Origin of the sequence: Nocardioides sp. Bht2, assembly GCF_047308515.1 — a bacterium.
Taxonomy (GTDB): Bacteria; Actinomycetota; Actinomycetes; order Propionibacteriales; family Nocardioidaceae; genus Nocardioides.
The window spans coordinates 62483-77680 of sequence record NZ_JBLBWI010000004.1; the positions used below are offsets into that span (position 1 = coordinate 62483).

The 15198-nt window shown below is 70.0% G+C and carries 14 protein-coding genes; 10 read left to right on the forward strand and 4 right to left on the reverse strand.

The features are described from left to right. The first annotated feature begins 61 nt into the window (after positions 1–61). Together ACLM5J_RS08030 and ACLM5J_RS08035 are read left to right on the forward strand one after the other, a co-directional pair. Positions 62–712, forward strand: coding sequence for a TetR/AcrR family transcriptional regulator (locus ACLM5J_RS08030; RefSeq protein WP_413655696.1), 651 nt, complete (start codon positions 62–64; stop codon positions 710–712). After that, positions 709–1551, forward strand: a complete 843-nt coding sequence (locus ACLM5J_RS08035) for an oxygenase MpaB family protein (protein ID WP_413655698.1) — start codon at positions 709–711, stop codon at positions 1549–1551. Before ACLM5J_RS08030 ends, ACLM5J_RS08035 begins: the two co-directional genes overlap by 4 nt. Positions 1552–1563: 12 nt before the next feature. On the opposite strand, the gene ACLM5J_RS08040 is transcribed toward ACLM5J_RS08035, so the two are convergent. Continuing rightward, positions 1564–2907, reverse strand: a complete 1344-nt coding sequence (locus ACLM5J_RS08040; RefSeq protein ID WP_413655700.1) for a cytochrome P450 — start codon at positions 2905–2907, stop codon at positions 1564–1566. A gap of 154 nt (positions 2908–3061) precedes the next feature. On the opposite strand from ACLM5J_RS08040, the gene ACLM5J_RS08045 reads away from it, so the two are divergent. From ACLM5J_RS08045 to ACLM5J_RS08055, 3 genes are all read left to right on the forward strand, one after another. Then, the gene (locus ACLM5J_RS08045; protein ID WP_413655702.1) at positions 3062–4282 is read left to right on the forward strand and encodes a sensor histidine kinase; all 1221 of its coding nucleotides are present in this window, start codon (positions 3062–3064) and stop codon (positions 4280–4282) included. Continuing rightward, complete coding sequence (locus ACLM5J_RS08050) at positions 4279–4938, forward strand: response regulator (protein ID WP_413655704.1); 660 nt, start codon at positions 4279–4281, stop codon at positions 4936–4938. Before ACLM5J_RS08045 ends, ACLM5J_RS08050 begins: the two co-directional genes overlap by 4 nt. Before the next feature lie 71 nt (positions 4939–5009). After that, the gene (locus ACLM5J_RS08055; RefSeq protein ID WP_413655706.1) at positions 5010–6857 is read left to right on the forward strand and encodes a penicillin-binding transpeptidase domain-containing protein; all 1848 of its coding nucleotides are present in this window, start codon (positions 5010–5012) and stop codon (positions 6855–6857) included. 66 nt (positions 6858–6923) lie between these two features. On the opposite strand, the gene ACLM5J_RS08060 is transcribed toward ACLM5J_RS08055, so the two are convergent. Beyond that, the gene (locus tag ACLM5J_RS08060) at positions 6924–7454 is read right to left on the reverse strand and encodes a gamma carbonic anhydrase family protein (protein ID WP_413655708.1); all 531 of its coding nucleotides are present in this window, start codon (positions 7452–7454) and stop codon (positions 6924–6926) included. 26 nt (positions 7455–7480) lie between these two features. Between ACLM5J_RS08060 and ACLM5J_RS08065 the strand changes: the two genes are divergently transcribed. The 4 genes from ACLM5J_RS08065 to ACLM5J_RS08080 all read left to right on the forward strand — a co-directional run bounded on the left by ACLM5J_RS08065 (position 7481) and on the right by ACLM5J_RS08080 (position 11933). Continuing rightward, positions 7481–8224, forward strand: coding sequence for a HemK family protein methyltransferase (locus tag ACLM5J_RS08065; protein ID WP_413655710.1), 744 nt, complete (start codon positions 7481–7483; stop codon positions 8222–8224). Between the two features lie 30 nt (positions 8225–8254). Further along, positions 8255–9265 (forward strand): GTP pyrophosphokinase family protein, encoded by a 1011-nt coding sequence (locus ACLM5J_RS08070; protein ID WP_413655712.1) that lies wholly within the window; start codon positions 8255–8257, stop codon positions 9263–9265. A gap of 67 nt (positions 9266–9332) precedes the next feature. Beyond that, positions 9333–10415: a hypothetical protein gene (locus tag ACLM5J_RS08075; RefSeq protein ID WP_413655714.1), complete on the forward strand. Its 1083-nt coding sequence runs from the start codon at positions 9333–9335 to the stop codon at positions 10413–10415. A 27-nt stretch (positions 10416–10442) separates the two neighbouring features. Beyond that, positions 10443–11933, forward strand: coding sequence for an adenylate/guanylate cyclase domain-containing protein (locus tag ACLM5J_RS08080; RefSeq protein ID WP_413655716.1), 1491 nt, complete (start codon positions 10443–10445; stop codon positions 11931–11933). A gap of 45 nt (positions 11934–11978) precedes the next feature. On the opposite strand, the gene ACLM5J_RS08085 is transcribed toward ACLM5J_RS08080, so the two are convergent. Together ACLM5J_RS08085 and ACLM5J_RS08090 are read right to left on the reverse strand one after the other, a co-directional pair. Then, positions 11979–12263: a chorismate mutase gene (locus ACLM5J_RS08085; RefSeq protein ID WP_343993866.1), complete on the reverse strand. Its 285-nt coding sequence runs from the start codon at positions 12261–12263 to the stop codon at positions 11979–11981. Positions 12264–12291: 28 nt separating this feature from the next. Further along, complete coding sequence (locus tag ACLM5J_RS08090) at positions 12292–13812, reverse strand: SDR family NAD(P)-dependent oxidoreductase (RefSeq protein ID WP_413655718.1); 1521 nt, start codon at positions 13810–13812, stop codon at positions 12292–12294. Positions 13813–13938: 126 nt separating this feature from the next. Here ACLM5J_RS08090 and ACLM5J_RS08095 point away from each other — a divergent pair, with 126 nt between their 5' ends. Continuing rightward, positions 13939–15198 (forward strand): MFS transporter, encoded by a 1260-nt coding sequence (locus tag ACLM5J_RS08095; protein ID WP_413655720.1) that lies wholly within the window; start codon positions 13939–13941, stop codon positions 15196–15198.

The window sequence follows — 15198 nt, forward strand, 5'->3', positions numbered from 1 at the left end:
ATCTCAATCTCGCTCTTGTGACTGACCGTAAAAGTGATAACGTTCGTTGTCAACAAGTTCGATGAGATCGAGATCCGGGATGGCGAAGATGGCGAACGCGGAGCCTGTTGGCCGCTCATATGCGGGGCAGTCGCGCGCCGAACGGCAGGCGGCGCGGCGCGCGACCCTGATCGAAGCCGGCCTCGACGTGCTGGCCGAACAGGGGTTGACCGGCGTCGGGGTCCGCCCGATCTGCGCCAGCGCCGGGCTCACCGCGCGCTACTTCTACGAGTCCTTCCCGAGCCTCGATGATCTGCTGATCGCGCTCTGCGAGAGCGTCGGCGCCGAGATCGTGGACGCCGGACTCCGCGGGCTGCGCGAAGCCGCCGACGACTGGGCGGCCCAGATCGAAGCCTGTGTCGCGGGCGCCTTCGACGTGATCCTCGACGATCCGCGCAAGGCGTGCGTGGTCGCCGTCGGCGCCGGCCATGCCGGGATGAACGCGACCCGACAGAAGATGCTGCTCGACTACGCCGACCTGGTGATCGCGCAGTTCGACCTGATCGCGCCGGCGATGGCCGGCACGCTCTCCCGGCCGCGGGCCGTCTTCCTGGTCGGCGGCGCCGTGGAGCTGGTCACCGCCCGGATCACCGGACAACTCGAGATCGACCGCGACGCCCTGGTGGCCGAGACCACCGGCGTCTTCCTAGCCGCGATGGGGGCACACGGATGAGCGAGACCACGACCGAGGCGATCGAACTCGGGCCCGACTGCGTCCTGGGGCGGCTCGCCGCCGACCCGCGGATCGGGTTCACCGGCTTCTCCGCCGGCGTGCTCCAGTTGATGCACCCCGCGGTCAGTGCCGGGGTGCTGGACCACTCGGCGTTCTTCTCCGACCCGTTCGACCGGATCTACCGCTCGATCCCGCGGATCGTGAACTCGATCGTCGCCCCGGACAGCCGGGAGCGCGCCGTCAAGGTGCGCGAGTACCACCGCGACATCAAGGGCACCGACGCCCACGGCAACCGCTACCACGCACTCGACCCCGACGTGTACTGGTGGACCCATATGACCTTCGTCTGGGCGTTCCTCTCGGCGGCCGACCGGTTCCACCCGAGGCCGCCCCGCGGTGCGGAACGCGAGCGCTACTACGCCGAGTCGCTGGAGTGGTGGTCGCGTTATGGGCTCTCGCTGCGTCCCGCGTTGCCGGACCTCGCCTCCTTCGAGGCAGAGTTCGACCGGATCTGCCGCGACGAACTGGAGTGGACCAAGGCCGCCCGGCTCTCGATGAAGGTCAAGAAGATCGAGGTCGCCGGGATGTCGCCCCAGCTCAACCGGGTGCTCTCGATCCCCGGAGCCCCGTTGGTCCGACTGGTGCTGACCGGGGGCCTGCCCGCAATCGTCCGCGAGCGCTTCGACATCGAATGGTCGCGCCTCGACCAGGTCTCCTACGACGCCCTGGCCCTCTCGGTCCGGACCGGCGGCTACCTCGTCCCCGACGAGGCCGCCACAGGCTACGGCCGCCGTCTGATGAACAAACTGGAGCGGACCACCACGCTGGTCAAGGAGTAGCTCAATGTGACCTCAGCGCGCAGTTTCGGCCGAAATCGCAGCGCTGAGGTCACATTGGGCGAGGGCGACGGGGAGGGTCTCGTAGCCGCGGAGGATCCGGGTGCTGCGACGTCGGCCACCGCCGGACACGGTGAGGTCCGGGAAACGCTCGTAGAGCTTGCGGAGTGCGACCTGTGCCTCGAGTCGAGCCAGCCCGGAGCCCATGCAGAAATGGATGCCGGAGGAGAACGAGAGGTGCGCGTCGGCGTTGGCGCGGGTGCTGTCGAAGCGGTGTGGGTCGGTGAAGACGGCAGGGTCGCGGTTGGCGCCGGCCAGGATCACCACGACGCCTTGGCCGGCCGCTACCTTCTCGCCGCAGACCTCGGTGTCGACGTAGGCCTGGCGCAGCGTCGACTGCACTGGTGGGTCGAACCGCAGCACCTCCTCGACGGCGTTCGCCCATCCCGACGGATCGGCGATCAGGGCGTCGCGCTGGTCCGGGTGCGCGTCCAGCAGCGCGACGGCGTTCCCGATCAGGTTCACCGTCGTCTCGAACCCGGCGCCCAACAGCAGCAACGCCAGGGTCCGCAGTTCTTCGTGGTCCAGGTTGTCGGTGTCGGTACTGCTCACCAGGCTGCTGAGGATGTCGTCCCCGGGGTTGCGGCGCAGCTGCTCAAGGTGCCCGTCGAACCAGGAGTGGAGATCGTGGACGGCGTCCTCGGCGTCGCTGAAGACGGCCCACGACAGGCCGGGGTCGAGCAGCACCGCGGCACGGTTGCCGAGGTCGAGGAGCCGGGCGTGGTCCCGCTCCTCGATGCCCAGCACGTCGGCGATCACGGCCAGCGGGAGCCAGGCCGCGTAGTCGTCGATCAGGTCGACGGGGCCGGAGCGTCGGGCGAGCTCGTCGAGCAGCCGGTCGGCAACCTCGTCGACCCGCTCCGAGAGCCGTGCCACCGCCCGGGCGGTGAAGGCACGCGAGACCTGACGGCGGATCCGGGCATGGTCGGGTGGGTCGATCGCCAACAAGGACGGCGGGTCCAACGGCCCGGCCGGGGTCTCCTTGCTGAGCAGCTCCATCAGCCGCCGTCCGCCCATCGGTAGCTCGCCATGCCCACCGGCGACCCCGAAGTCCTCGCTGCGCAGGATCGCGTTGGCGGCGTCGTGGCGCGCGGTGGAGGCGAGCAGCACACCGCGATGCAGAGGGCCGGCGTCGCGGATCGCATCCAGGGTCGGGCTCGGGTCGGCGGCGACCGCGTCGTCGACCAACAGCAGCGGCAGCAGTTCGCCGCGCCTGGCACGCAGGCGCAACAGGGCCCGCCCTGCGGCGTGCTTGGTCAACCAGCGACCGTAGGTCCGGGCGGTCTCTAGGCGTGGCATCGGTCCTCCTGGGGTGGATGGCCCCGACGCTACGGCGGATCGCTGGGCTCGGCATCGTGCGTGGGTCGGCAATCGGACTCCTACCTGGGTAGGAGTGCAGCAGCCTTCCGCAGATGGACGCGCGGGGCGCCGTCCGCGCTCTACGCTGAGCCCCATGTGGGCAGGAGTGGCTCGAAGCGCGCGCCGATGGCGCGACACGGTCCAGTCCGCGAGCCTGGCCCACGGCCTCTTCTATCCCTGGTGGATCGCCGTCTCCTGCGCGGTGCTGACCACCAGCGCCGCACTGCTCGGGGTGACCCAGCGCGGCGTCTTCGCCGAAGGCGACCTTCTGGTGCTGGCGCCGCTGGTGGTGCTGGCGCCCTACCTGATCCAGTTCTCCACGACCCGCTGGCTGCCCTGGTGGGTCACCCTGGGCCTGGTCGCGGTCGGCGTCTCGTGGATCCTCACCGACCCGCACGAGAGCCCTTACGACCTGGCGCCGGCGGCCTTCGCGTTCGCGGTCGCCGGGGTGACCGCCACCGACGGGGCCAAGGTCGGCGCCGTCGGGTGCCTGGTCACCTTCACCGTGCTGGCCGTCAGCCTGCCCTGGGAGATCGGCCTCGTCGTCTACTCCCTCGAAGCGCTGGTCGGCTTCCTGGTCGGCGTCATGCTTCGGTGGCAGATGCGTGCGCTGCTTGCCGAACACGCAGCCAGGGAAGAGGATCGGGCGCGCAGTGCGCTCGCCGAGCGACAACGGATCGCGCGCGAGATCCACGATCTGGTGGCGCACTCGTTGAGCGTGACGATGCTGCACATCACCGGTGCCCGCCGCGTGCTCAGCGACCCGGAGCCCGACGTCGACGACGCCATTTCGGCGCTCCGCGACGCCGAGCAGATCGGCCGGGAGGCGATGGCCGAGATCCGGCGCACGGTGGGACTGCTCGGCCAGGGCGACGGCGTCGCCGTGATCGAGCCGTTGCCGACGGCGACCGACCTCCCTGTGCTGGTCGCCGGTTTCGCGGCGGCCGGGGTGCCGTTGACGGTGCAGAGCCGGGGTGACCTCAGCACCCTCGACGACGCCGCCGGTCTCGGCCTGTACCGGATCGTTCAGGAGTCGCTGACGAATGCGGTGCGGCACGCGCCGGGGAGCGGGGTCTCGTTGACGATCGATGCGACCGGGCCGGAGGTCAGGGTCAGTGTGCGGAACCGGGTCCGCGGATTGTCGCCGGAGGCAGCCGCCGGCGCGGGTGGTGCCGGGCTGCGCGGGATGCGGGTCCGCGCCGAGCAGATGGGAGCCACCTTGACGACGGGCGAAACCGACGGCACCTGGGCGGTCGAGTTGGTGGTGCCAGAGCACCGTGACGCCGTGCGACGCCGTCAGGAGGTGGGGAGGTGAGTGCGCGACGCGTGCTCCTGGTCGACGACCAGGACCTGGTCCGTTCCGGGCTGCGTCGGATCCTGCGGCCGCGTGACGGGTTCGAGGTGGTGGCGGAGTGCGTCGACGGCGACCAGGTCCTTGCCACGCTCGACGAGCATGAGGTCGACGTCCTGGTGCTGGACCTGCGGATGAAGCGGGTCAGCGGGATCGAGGTGCTGGGTCTGCTCGCAGCGCGGGACCAGGCGCCCCCGGCGTTGGTGCTGACCACCTTCGACGACGACGAACTGCTCTCCGCGGCGCTGCGGGCCGGTGCGGCCGGCTTCCTGCTCAAGGACTCGCCTGCCGAGGATCTGATCCGAGCCGTGGAGGTGGTCGCGGCCGGAGGCTACTGGCTCGACCCGTTGGTGACCGGACGGGTGCTGGCCACCTACCGCGAGGCGCCGCGGGCCGCCACCAGGAGCGAGGCGGAGCTGTTGACCACCCGTGAGCGGGAGGTGCTGGTCGCGCTCGCCCGGGGGCGCACCAACTCCGAGATCGCGGCCGAGTTGGTGATCAGCGAGTTGACCGTGAAGAGCCACGTCGGCCGGATCTTCGCCAAGCTCGGCCTGCGGGACCGCTCCGCGGTGATCGTGTGGGCGTACGACCACGGGTTGGTTCGCCCCCGCTCAATGTGAGCTCAGCGCTCACTTGAGGCCGAAATTGCCGCGCTGAGGTCACATTGAGCGGCGTGGGTCATGATCGAGTCATGCGCCTTGCTGCTCTCCTTGCCCTCGGACTCTCGGCCTCCGTGCTCGTCGCGTGCAGCGACGACGGCGCTGACCAGGCCCGCGAATACGCCGCCGGGTTGGCCACCGCGCTCGAGGCGCGGGACCTCGCAGGTGTCGAGGTCGACGGCGACCCGAAGGCGTACGCCGAGCTGATCGCGCCGCTCAAGGCGGTGCCGGTCGAGGTGGAGGTGGCCGGGGTCGAGACCGACGGTGACGCCGCCGAGGTCGAGTTGGCCTGGCAGTGGCAGGTCGGCGAAGAGCCGTGGAGCTACGCGACCACCGCCCAGCTGACCCGTGACGGCGACTCCTGGTCGGTGCGCTGGGAGCCCGAGCTGGTCGAACCCAGTCTGGCCGACGGCGAGCAGTTGGCGCTGTCGCGGCAGTCCGCCCGTCGCGGCGAGATCCTCGGCCGCGGCAAGACGCCGATCGTCACCGAGCGGGACGTGGTCCGCTACGGCCTCGACAAGACCAAGATCAAGAAGGCTCAGGTGGCGCCGAGCGCCCGGCAGATCGCGCGTGCCCTCGACGTCGACGTCGCGGGATTCGTGAAGCGGGCCAAGGCGGCCGGTGACAAGGCGTTCGTGGAGGCGCTCACGCTGCGGGCCGACGACGCCCGGGAGCTGGTTCCGGCCTCGTTCGAGTCGATCCCCGGCGCTGTCGGGATCGGGACCACCAAACCGCTGGCGCCGACCCGCGACTTCGCGCTGCCGCTGTTGGGCACGGTCGGCGAGGCCACCGCGGAGATCGTCAAGGAGTCGGACGGCGCGGTCCAGCCGGGCGATCAGGTCGGCATCAGTGGCCTTCAGGCCCGCTACGACGAGCAGCTGCGCGGCGTACCGGGTGCCCGGATCACCGCGACCGGTGACGGCGACCCGCGCGTCCTGCACGAGTCCGAGCCGGTCGACGGCGAGCCGTTGACGCTGACCCTCGACGTCGTTCTCCAGCGTCGCGCCGAGCAGATCCTGGCCGACGTCGGCCCGGCCAGTGCGATCGTCGCCATCGACCCGGCGACCGGGAACCTGGTCGCAGCCGCGTCTGGGCCGGGATCGACGGGGCAGAACACGGCCACCTTCGGCCGCTATGCGCCCGGCTCCACGATGAAGGTGGTGAGCTCGCTGGCGCTGCTCCGCTCAGGGCTGGGACCGAACAGCATGGTCGAGTGTCCGGCCACGCTGAGCGTCGACGGCAAACGGTTCAAGAACTACAGCGACTATCCGGCCGCCTCGTTGGGCCGGATCCCGTTGCGCGAAGCGGTGGCGCAGTCCTGCAACACCGCCTTCGTGGGCCAGTACGCGAAGCTCTCCGACGACGCGTTGACCGATGCCGCCGCAGCGCTCGGCCTCGGCGTCGACCACGACCTCGGCTTCCCCGCCTACTTCGGTCAGGTTCCGGCACCGGCCGGGAAGACCGAGAAGGCCGCCGACCTGATCGGCCAGGGCAAGGTGCTCGCCTCACCGATGGCGATGGCGACGGTGGCTGCCTCGGTCCGGGCCGGGAAGACGGTGCTGCCGAGGCTGATCGTCGGGCGCGAGGTCACCCAGGAGGAGCCGGCCGTGCCGCTGACCGCCAGTGAGGCGAAGCAGTTGCGCGCACTGATGCGCGGAGTGGTCACCTCCGGCTCCGGCCGTTTCCTCGCCGACCTCGGTGGCGACCTCGGCGCGAAGACCGGCACCGCGGAGTACGGCGAGCCCGACAACTCGGGCGCCCTGGCGACCCACACCTGGATGATCGCGCAGCGCCCCGGCCTCGCCGTCGCCGTCTTCGTCGAGACCGGGCAGTCCGGCTCCGTCACCGCCGGCCCACTCCTCAAGAGCTTCCTGAACTAGCTCCCGAGGGCGCAGAAATAGCCCGCCGAAGTCACACCCTCGAATGCTATTTGTGGGCCCTCGGGCTCAGGGGGTGATGGGTTTGATGGTGCGACGGTGGCGCTCGGCGAGTTGGGGGTAGTGCACCGGGTTCGCCTCCACCCAGAAGGCGGCCGAGCTGCCCGCGATCTCCTTCTTCACCACAGCCGGGCTGCCGGCTGCGAGGACGCCGTCCGGGATCGTGGTGCCGGGGCTGACGGTGGACCCCGCCGCCACCATCGAACCGGCGCCCACGCTGGCTCCGTCCAGGACGGTGGACCCGTTGCCGACCAGGCCGTGCCGGCCGATGGTCGCGCCGTGAACGGTGCAGTTGTGGCCGATGGTGGCACCGACGCCGATCTCGACGACCACCTCGGGCGCGGCATGCACCACGGAGTTCTCCTGGACGTTGGCATCCTGGCGCACGATGATCGTGCACTCGTCGCCGCGGAGTACCGCGCCGTACCAGATGCTTGCGCCCTTCTCGACCCGCACGTCGCCGATCAAGGTGGCCGTCGGCGCCACGAACGCCTCGGGGTGCACGGTGGGCCGTCTTCCTTCGAACTCGAAAAGGTACATCTGTGCACTGTGCCAGACTCGCCCCGATGGACGAGGTAGCAGCAGCGCTTCGGGCAGCCGGGTGTGTCTGGGCCGATGAAGAGGCCGCGATCCTGCGCGCCCACGACGGGGACCTCGCCACTCTGCTCGCCCGCCGGGTCGCCGGAGAACCGCTCGCCCACGTCACCGGCTGGACCACGTTCGGCCAGCGCAGGTTGACCGTCGCGCCCGGAGTCTTCGTGCCGAGGCCCCGGACCGAACTGCTGGCCCGGATGGCGGCGGAGCGGGCCCGCGCCGGTTCGGTGGTGGTCGAACTCTGCTGTGGGGTCGCGCCGGTCGCCGCGGTGGTGGCCGACGCCAGCGCCGAGTCGGTGGTCCACGGTGTCGACGTCGACGCCGCCGCGTTGGTCTGTGCCACGGAGAACGTGCCGTCGGGGCACTTCCACCGTGGCGACCTCTTCGCCGCGTTGCCGCGGACCTTGGCCCGGCGGATCGACCTATTGGTGGCCAGTCCGCCGTACGTGCCGAGCGCCGACCTTGACCTGCTGGACGGCGACGCCCGCCGTCACGAGCCCCGATCGGCCCACGACGGCGGCCCGGACGGGCTGACCTTGGCGCGTCGGATCGTCGCCGAGGCGGGCTCGTGGCTGGCGCCGCACGGTCGGCTGTTGATCGAGGTGGCGCGGCACCAGGCCGCGGTGTTGGCGGAGGCGTTCGCGGCGGCGCGGCTGGCCTCCACCGTGGTGCGTGACGACGAACTCGGGGCCACCGTCGTGGTCAATGAACCGTGAGTGTTCGCGGTACATGACAAAGTTGGCCCTATGAGCCGACGTAGCCGACGGGGGAGCTCCCCGCTCACCGAAGTGGTGCAGAAGTACGCCGGTATGCAGGACCGGCTCCGGCACGTGACGGCGCTCTACGACGCCTATGTCCAGGGCCTGCTCGACGACGCGGGTATCAACTATCTGTCGGTGACCAGCCGGACCAAGTCGGTCAGCTCCTTCGCCAACAAGACGACCCGCAGTGAGAACGGCGAGTTGATCTACGACGATCCGCTGACCCAGATCACCGACCAGGTCGGCGTCCGGGTGATCACCTACGTGCGGACCGACGTGGACGCCGTCGCCGACCTGCTGGCTGCGTCGATGGAGATCCTCGACGACCGCGACCTGGGCAAGGTGACCGCGAGCCAGGGCCGCTTCGGTTACGCCAGTCGGCACCTGCTGGTGGCGCTCGACCCGGCCCACGCCTCCGCGGAGCTGATCGAGGAGGTCGGTGACCAGCCGGCGTCGGTGCAGGTGCGGACCGTGCTGCAGCACGCCTGGGCGGAGTTCGAGCACGACATCCGTTACAAGGGGCAGGTTCCGGACGAGAGCGTGCCGGATCTGGACCGTCGCTTCACGCTGGCCGCGGGCCTGTTGGAGCTCGCCGACCGGGAGTTCTCCGAGATCCGTGACCAGCTCAAGATGGCGGAGGTGATCCGGCTGGAGCCGGCCGCCGCCGATGAGCCGATCGACGGCGACGAACTCGCCGCCTTCCTCGGCTCGCACTACTCGGAGGCGGGTTGGTCGCGGACCGACCACTACGAGTGGATCGCCGGCGTCCTGCACGAGCTGGGGATCACTTCGGTGGACGAGCTGAGCGGCCTGATCACCACCATCGACGACTCCGTGATCGCCACCAAGATGGGTTACAAGTACCCGCCGGGCGCGGTCCGTCGGCTCGACGACGCGCTGCTCGCCGTCCACGGCACCCGCTACGTCAACCTCCCAGGCAACGCGCACCGACGCGACTCGCTCGCCGCGCGCCTGGAGAAGCTCCGAGCCGAGTAGCTCAATGTGACCTCAGCGCGCACTTTTCGACGAAAAGTGCGCGCTGAGGTCACATTGAAAGCGGCCTGTGGAGAACGTCCGCGCCGACCTCTCCGCCGGTCAGGCTGGTTTCATGCCGGCCGACCGACTTCCCACTCCACGCATCGTTGTGCCGACACCTGTCGATCCCGCCGGGGTCATCGGGCCGCGGGCGGGTGCTGCGAGGGGCGGCCGCTGGCGGCGGACGTCGCCGGGTCTCTATGTGCCGGCGGACGCCGAGTTCGACCAGCCCGCACAACGGATCGTCGAGGCTGGCGGACACCTGGGCCGCTACGGCGGCGTCACCGGTTGGGCGAGCCTGCATCTGGCCGGTGCCGACTGGTTCGGGGGCACCGACCAGGACGGTCAGGACCGTCCCGTCCTGATCGCTGTCGGGCCCGGCCGTCAGTGCCCTGACCATCCCGGAGCGGCCTTCACCCGCCATCGGACGGCGGAGACGGAGGTGGTTCTCCGGCACGGGGTGCGGTGTCTCAACGTCCACCGCGCCCTACTCGACGAGATCTTCCAACTGCGGTCCCTGACCCGCGCTGTCGCGGCCATCGACATGGTTCTGCACGCCGAGCTCACCTCGCGCTCGCGGTTGCGACGCTGGTTGCGCACGGTTCCGCGCACCTACGGACTCCCCCTGATGCGACAGGCACTCCGGCTCGCTTCGGACGGCGTTGAGTCGCCCCGCGAGACGGCTCTCCGGCTGATCTGGACCCTGCACGCGGAGCTCCCGCCGCCGTTGTGCAACGTGGAGTTGGTCGATGCGAACGGCCGGTTCCTCGCGCGTCCGGACCTCTTCTCACCCGAGCTCGGTCTGGCCGGCGAGTACGACGGCGCGCACCACCTCACCGTCGAGCAGCGCCGCCACGATCTCGCACGTGAGGACCGGCTCCGCGACCACGGCATCGAGGTGGTCACCGTCGTCGCAGGGGAGATGAGCGAGCGCCGTGACGTCGTCGAACGTCTTCGCGCGGCGGCGGTACGCGCGGAGCGGAACCAGCGCCGCGGGTTGTGGCAGATTCGGCCGAGGCCCGACCCCGATGTGATCTTCCGCGGCGCTGCCCTCGATGCTCCCCTTCAATGTGACCTCTCAGCGGATTCCGGCCGTGAACAACCGCGCTGAGGTCACATTGAGTTGTAGGGTCGCCGCGTGACCCGCTTCCGATCGTGGCGTGCGCGGCTCGCCCTCAGTCTCGGGTTGGTGGTGATCAACCTCGTCGGCACCGTCCTGGTCTACTGCCTGTTGGCGTTCGCGGTGCCCCTTCCCCAGCTCGCCGACGACGACCGGGTGCGCCTGCTGAACCTGATCGGCGCTGCGATCGTGGTCACCGTCGCCGTGGGGGTCGGCGTCTGGCATCTCAACGCGGTACTCACGCCGCTGGTCCACTGGGTCAGACGCGGTGCACCGCACGACGACCCCGGCCGGCTGGTGGTGCTCCGCGCCCCGGCGATCGTGGCCCGCCGTCAAGGCGCCACCTGGCTCTGCGCGGCGCTCCTCTTCGGCGCCCTGAACGCGCCGGAGAACCTGCGGCTCGGCGCCTACATCGCGCTCACGGTGGCGCTGGTCGGCTGGTCGACGACAGCGTTCAGCTACCTGGCGGCCGAGCGCGCACTCCGTTCCTTCGCGCAGCGCGCACTCGAGGGCGACGCCCCGATGCCCAACCGGCGCACCGTCGTCGGCCGCGAACTCCTGACCTGGTGGCTGAGCACCGGGATCGTGCTCCTCGGGCTGGTCCTGGTCGGCATCTTCACGCTGACCGGTAGCGAGGCCACCATCACCGGGCTGGCGGTGACCATGGTGGTGCTCAGCGGGATCGGGTTGAGCGTGGGCGTGCTGGCCACCTACCTGGCGGCCAAGGCGAGCGCCGACCCGTTGCGTGGGCTGCGCCGCGCGGTCGCGGAGATCGAGCGCGGCAACTACGAGGTAGCGGTCCCGATCTACGACGCCACCGAGATCGGGCATCTCCAGGCCGGTTTCAACAAGATGGCCGCCGGGCTCCGCGAACGCGAACGGATCCGCGAGCTCTTCGGCCGCCACGTCGGTACCGACGTCGCCCGCCAAGCCCTCGCTGACGACGTCACGCTGGGCGGTGAGGCGCGTGAGGTGACGGTGCTCTTCGTCGACATCATCGGTTCGACCACCATCGCCGAGGAGCGTGAACCCGAGCAGGTGGTGGCCCTGCTCAACCAGTTCTTCGCCGTCGTGGTCGAGGTGGTCGACGCGCACGGCGGGTGGATCAACAAGTTCGCCGGTGACGCCGCCCTTGCGATCTGGGGTGCGCCGGCCGAGGTTCCGGACCGGGCGACGTTGGCGCTGCGGGCGGCACGGGTGATGGGGGAGCGGCTGCGCGCCGAGGTGCCCGAGCTGCGCGCCGGCATCGGGGTCTCCACCGGGCGCGCCGTGGCCGGCAACATCGGCGCCGACCAGCGTTCGGAGTACACCGTGATCGGCGATCCGGTGAACGAGGCGGCCCGGCTGACCGATCTGGCGAAGCAGGTTCCGGCGGCGGTCCTGGTCCGGGCGGACCTGCTCGCCGCGGCGGACCCGGTCGAGTCCGTGAACTGGAAGGAGCTCGACCCGATCCAGGTTCGTGGCCGTCAGGCGCTGACGCCGGTAGCGACCCCGCTCGATGTGAGCTGAGCGCGCGGTTCGCGGTCCAAATCGCGCGCTGAGGTCACATTGAGGTCAGGACTCGGCGATCCGCTCGTGGTGATGGATCACCTCGGCGATGACGAAGTTGAGGAACTTCTCGGCGAAGACCGGGTCCAGGCCCGACTCCTCGGCCAGGTCGCGCAGCCGCGCCACCTGCCGCTCCTCGCGTGACTTGTCCGCGGCCGGCAGCCCGAGCTCCGCCTTCAGGACGCCGACCTGTTGCGTGCAGTTGAACCGCTCGGCGAGCAGGTGGATCAAGGCAGCGTCGATGTTGTCGATGCTCTTGCGGAGGCGGAGGAGTTCTGGCGGCGTGCTCACGAGAGGGGAGTCTATAAGCGGGATCGGCTCACCAGGGGCTCGGCTTGTAGTCCTTCACGAAGACGCCGTAGATGTCCTCGCCGCCCTCGCCCTGGACGATCGGGTCGTAGACGCGCGCGGCGCCGTCGACCAGGTCGAGCGGAGCGTGCCAACCCTCGGCGGCGATCCGCAGCTTCTCGTGGTGCGGCCGCTCGTCGGTGATCCAACCGGTGTCGACGGCGGTCATCAGAATCTTGTCGGTCTCGAACATCTCGCCCGACGAGGTGCGCGTCATCATGTTCAGCGCGGCCTTCGCCATGTTCGTGTGCGGGTGGCCGGAGCCCTTGTAGCGCCGGGAGAACTGTCCCTCCATCGCCGACACGTTGACGATGTACGCGCGCCGCGCACCGTTCTGGACGGCGGCGCGCAGCGCGGGCCGCAGCCGCGAGTTGATCAGGAACGGCGCGATCGAGTTGCAGAACTGCACCTCGAGCAGTTCCAGCGGGTCGACCTCGTCGAGCAGCTGGGTCCAGGAGTTGTTGGTCTGGATATCCGGGATCAGGCCACCGGCGTCGATCGCGGTACCGGCCAGGTGAGCCTCCAGCGAGGCGTTGCCGGCCTTGAGCGCGAGGGCCGTCAACGACGCCGCGTTGTGCGAGGCGAGGGCGGACTCCGCGGACTCGCCGTCGTGGTGCGCGACGGCGGTCTCCGCCAGTGCGCCGGCGATCGCGGCCGGGTGCGCCTCGGAGATCCGGTCGAAGCTGACCATCTCCGGCAGCTCCTTGACTCCGAGCGACTCCGCGCTGGGTAGGGCCGCGTTCTCGCCGTCGATCAGGTGCGAGTAGGCGCCGGGCAGGCGGCGCACCGTCTGGCAGGCGTTGTTGATGATGATGTCGAGCGGGCCGTCGGCGGCGACGTCCTCGGTCAGCGAGATCACCTGGGTGGGGTCGCGCAGGTCGATGCCGACCACCTTGAGCCGGTGCAGCCAGTCGGCAGAGTCCTCCTGGGCGGCGAACCGGCGGACGGCGTCCTTGGGGAACCGGGTGGTGATGGTGGTGTGTGCGCCGTCGCGGAGCAACCGCAACGCGATGTACATACCGATCTTCGCGCGGCCGCCGGTGAGCAGCGCGCGCTTGCCGGTCAGGTCGGCGTGCTGGTTCCGCTTCTGGTGGCTCATCGCCGCGCAGGAGGGGCAGAGCCAGTGGTAGAACGCGTCGACGAGGGTGAAGTCCTGCTTGCAGATGTAACAGCCGCGAGCGGTGATCAGCTCGCCGGCGAAGGCACCTTCGGCGGTGGAGACGAGCGGAATGCCGGCGGTCTCGTCGTCGATCCGCATCGCCGAACCGGTGGCGGTCTTCTCGATGATGTCCTGGTCGTGCTTCTGCCGGACCATCCGGATCTCGGCACGCCGGGTCTTCTTGATCAGCTTGTACATGTAGGACGCCGCGCGCTTCATCGTCCGCACGTCTTCGTGATCGGGGTGCAGTTGCGGGATCTGGCGCAGCACCTTGACCGCGATCGCGAGTTCGTCGGGGTCGATCCGGTCTAGCGGCTCTGCGTCTTCGTGCACTGCTTGATTCTCGCAGGTCAGGCCCGAACTCCCTCATTCGATGTGACCTCAGCGCTGAGATTCGGGCCGAATCTCAGCGCTGAGGTCACATCGAATGGCGGGGGAGGAGAGTGAGACCATCGCAAGGTGGGATTGAGGGATGCGTTGGCCGACACCCGGCCGCTTCGGGTGCCGACCTTCCGGCGACTGTGGACGGCGAACATCATCACCGTCGTCGGGGCCCAGTTGACCGTGGTCGCGGTCCCGGCGCAGATCTACGCGATGACCGGTTCGTCGGCCTACGTCGGGCTGACCGGCATCTTCGGCCTGGTCCCGCTGGTGGTCTTCGGGCTCTGGGGTGGCGCGCTCGCCGACGCGATGGATCGACGCCGCCTGCTGCTGATCTCGACGCTCGGCCTGATCGGCACCAGCGCGCTCTTCTGGGCGCAGGCGGCGTTCGGTAACACCGACGTCTGGCTGCTGCTCTGCCTCTTCGCGGTGCAGCAGGCGTTCTTCGCGATCAACCAGCCGACCCGCAACGCGGTGCTGCCCAAGATCCTGCCGCGCGAGCTGCTGCCGGCCGCGAACTCGCTCAACATGACGGTGATGATGGCCGGTGCGATCGCCGGGCCGCTGGTCGGCGGCGCGTTGATCCCGGTGATGGGCTTCTCCTGGCTCTACTTCGCCGACACGATCACGCTCTTCGCCACCCTCGGTGCGGTCTGGGCGCTGCCCGCGCTACCGGTCGAAGGCGTCGTCTCGGCGCCGGGACTGAGGTCGGTGATCGATGGTTTCCGCTATCTGCGTGGTCATCCGGTCCTGATGATGTCCTTCGTCGTCGACATCATCGCGATGGTCTTCGGGATGCCGCGGGCGCTCTTCCCGCAGATGGCCCACGAGAACTTCGGCGGCCCTTCCGAGGGCGGCCTTGCCTTCGCCCTGCTCTTCGCCGCGATCCCGGCCGGCGCGGTCCTCGGCGGGGTCTTCTCGGGCTGGGTCTCGCGGGTGCATCGGCACGGGGTGGCAGTGGTGGCCGCGATCGTGGTCTGGGGCGCGGCGATGGCGCTCTTCGGCTTCGCCGTCTCGTTGGCCGACGGCGGCGCCGGGCTGATGCTCGCCGTCGCCGTGGTGATGTTGATGGCGGGCGGTGCGGCCGACATGATCTCGGCGGCGTTCCGGACCAGCATGTTGCAGGGCGCGGCCGCGGACGCGGTCCGCGGGCGGCTGCAAGGCATCTTCACCGTGGTGGTCGCGGGCGGCCCCCGGATCGCCGACGTCGCCCACGGTGGTGCCGCTGCCGTGGTCGGTGCTCCCGCAGCTGCTGCCGGTGGCGGCATCCTGGTGGTGGCGCTGGTCCTGGTGGCCGCGCTGGCGGTGCCGGCCTTCGTCCGTTACCGCGCCCCGTAG

Excerpts from the sequence above, each read along its gene's own strand:
- ACLM5J_RS08030 (WP_413655696.1), top strand. The coding sequence starts at position 62 with ATGAGATCGAGATCCGGGATGGCGAAGATGGCGAACGCGGAGCCTGTT.
- ACLM5J_RS08035 (WP_413655698.1), top strand. The coding sequence starts at position 709 with ATGAGCGAGACCACGACCGAGGCGATCGAACTCGGGCCCGACTGCGTC.
- ACLM5J_RS08040 (WP_413655700.1), bottom strand. The coding sequence starts at position 2,907 with ATGCCACGCCTAGAGACCGCCCGGACCTACGGTCGCTGGTTGACCAAG.
- ACLM5J_RS08045 (WP_413655702.1), top strand. The coding sequence starts at position 3,062 with ATGTGGGCAGGAGTGGCTCGAAGCGCGCGCCGATGGCGCGACACGGTC.
- ACLM5J_RS08055 (WP_413655706.1), top strand. The coding sequence starts at position 5,010 with ATGCGCCTTGCTGCTCTCCTTGCCCTCGGACTCTCGGCCTCCGTGCTC.
- ACLM5J_RS08060 (WP_413655708.1), bottom strand. The coding sequence starts at position 7,454 with ATGTACCTTTTCGAGTTCGAAGGAAGACGGCCCACCGTGCACCCCGAG.
- ACLM5J_RS08065 (WP_413655710.1), top strand. The coding sequence starts at position 7,481 with ATGGACGAGGTAGCAGCAGCGCTTCGGGCAGCCGGGTGTGTCTGGGCC.
- ACLM5J_RS08070 (WP_413655712.1), top strand. The coding sequence starts at position 8,255 with ATGAGCCGACGTAGCCGACGGGGGAGCTCCCCGCTCACCGAAGTGGTG.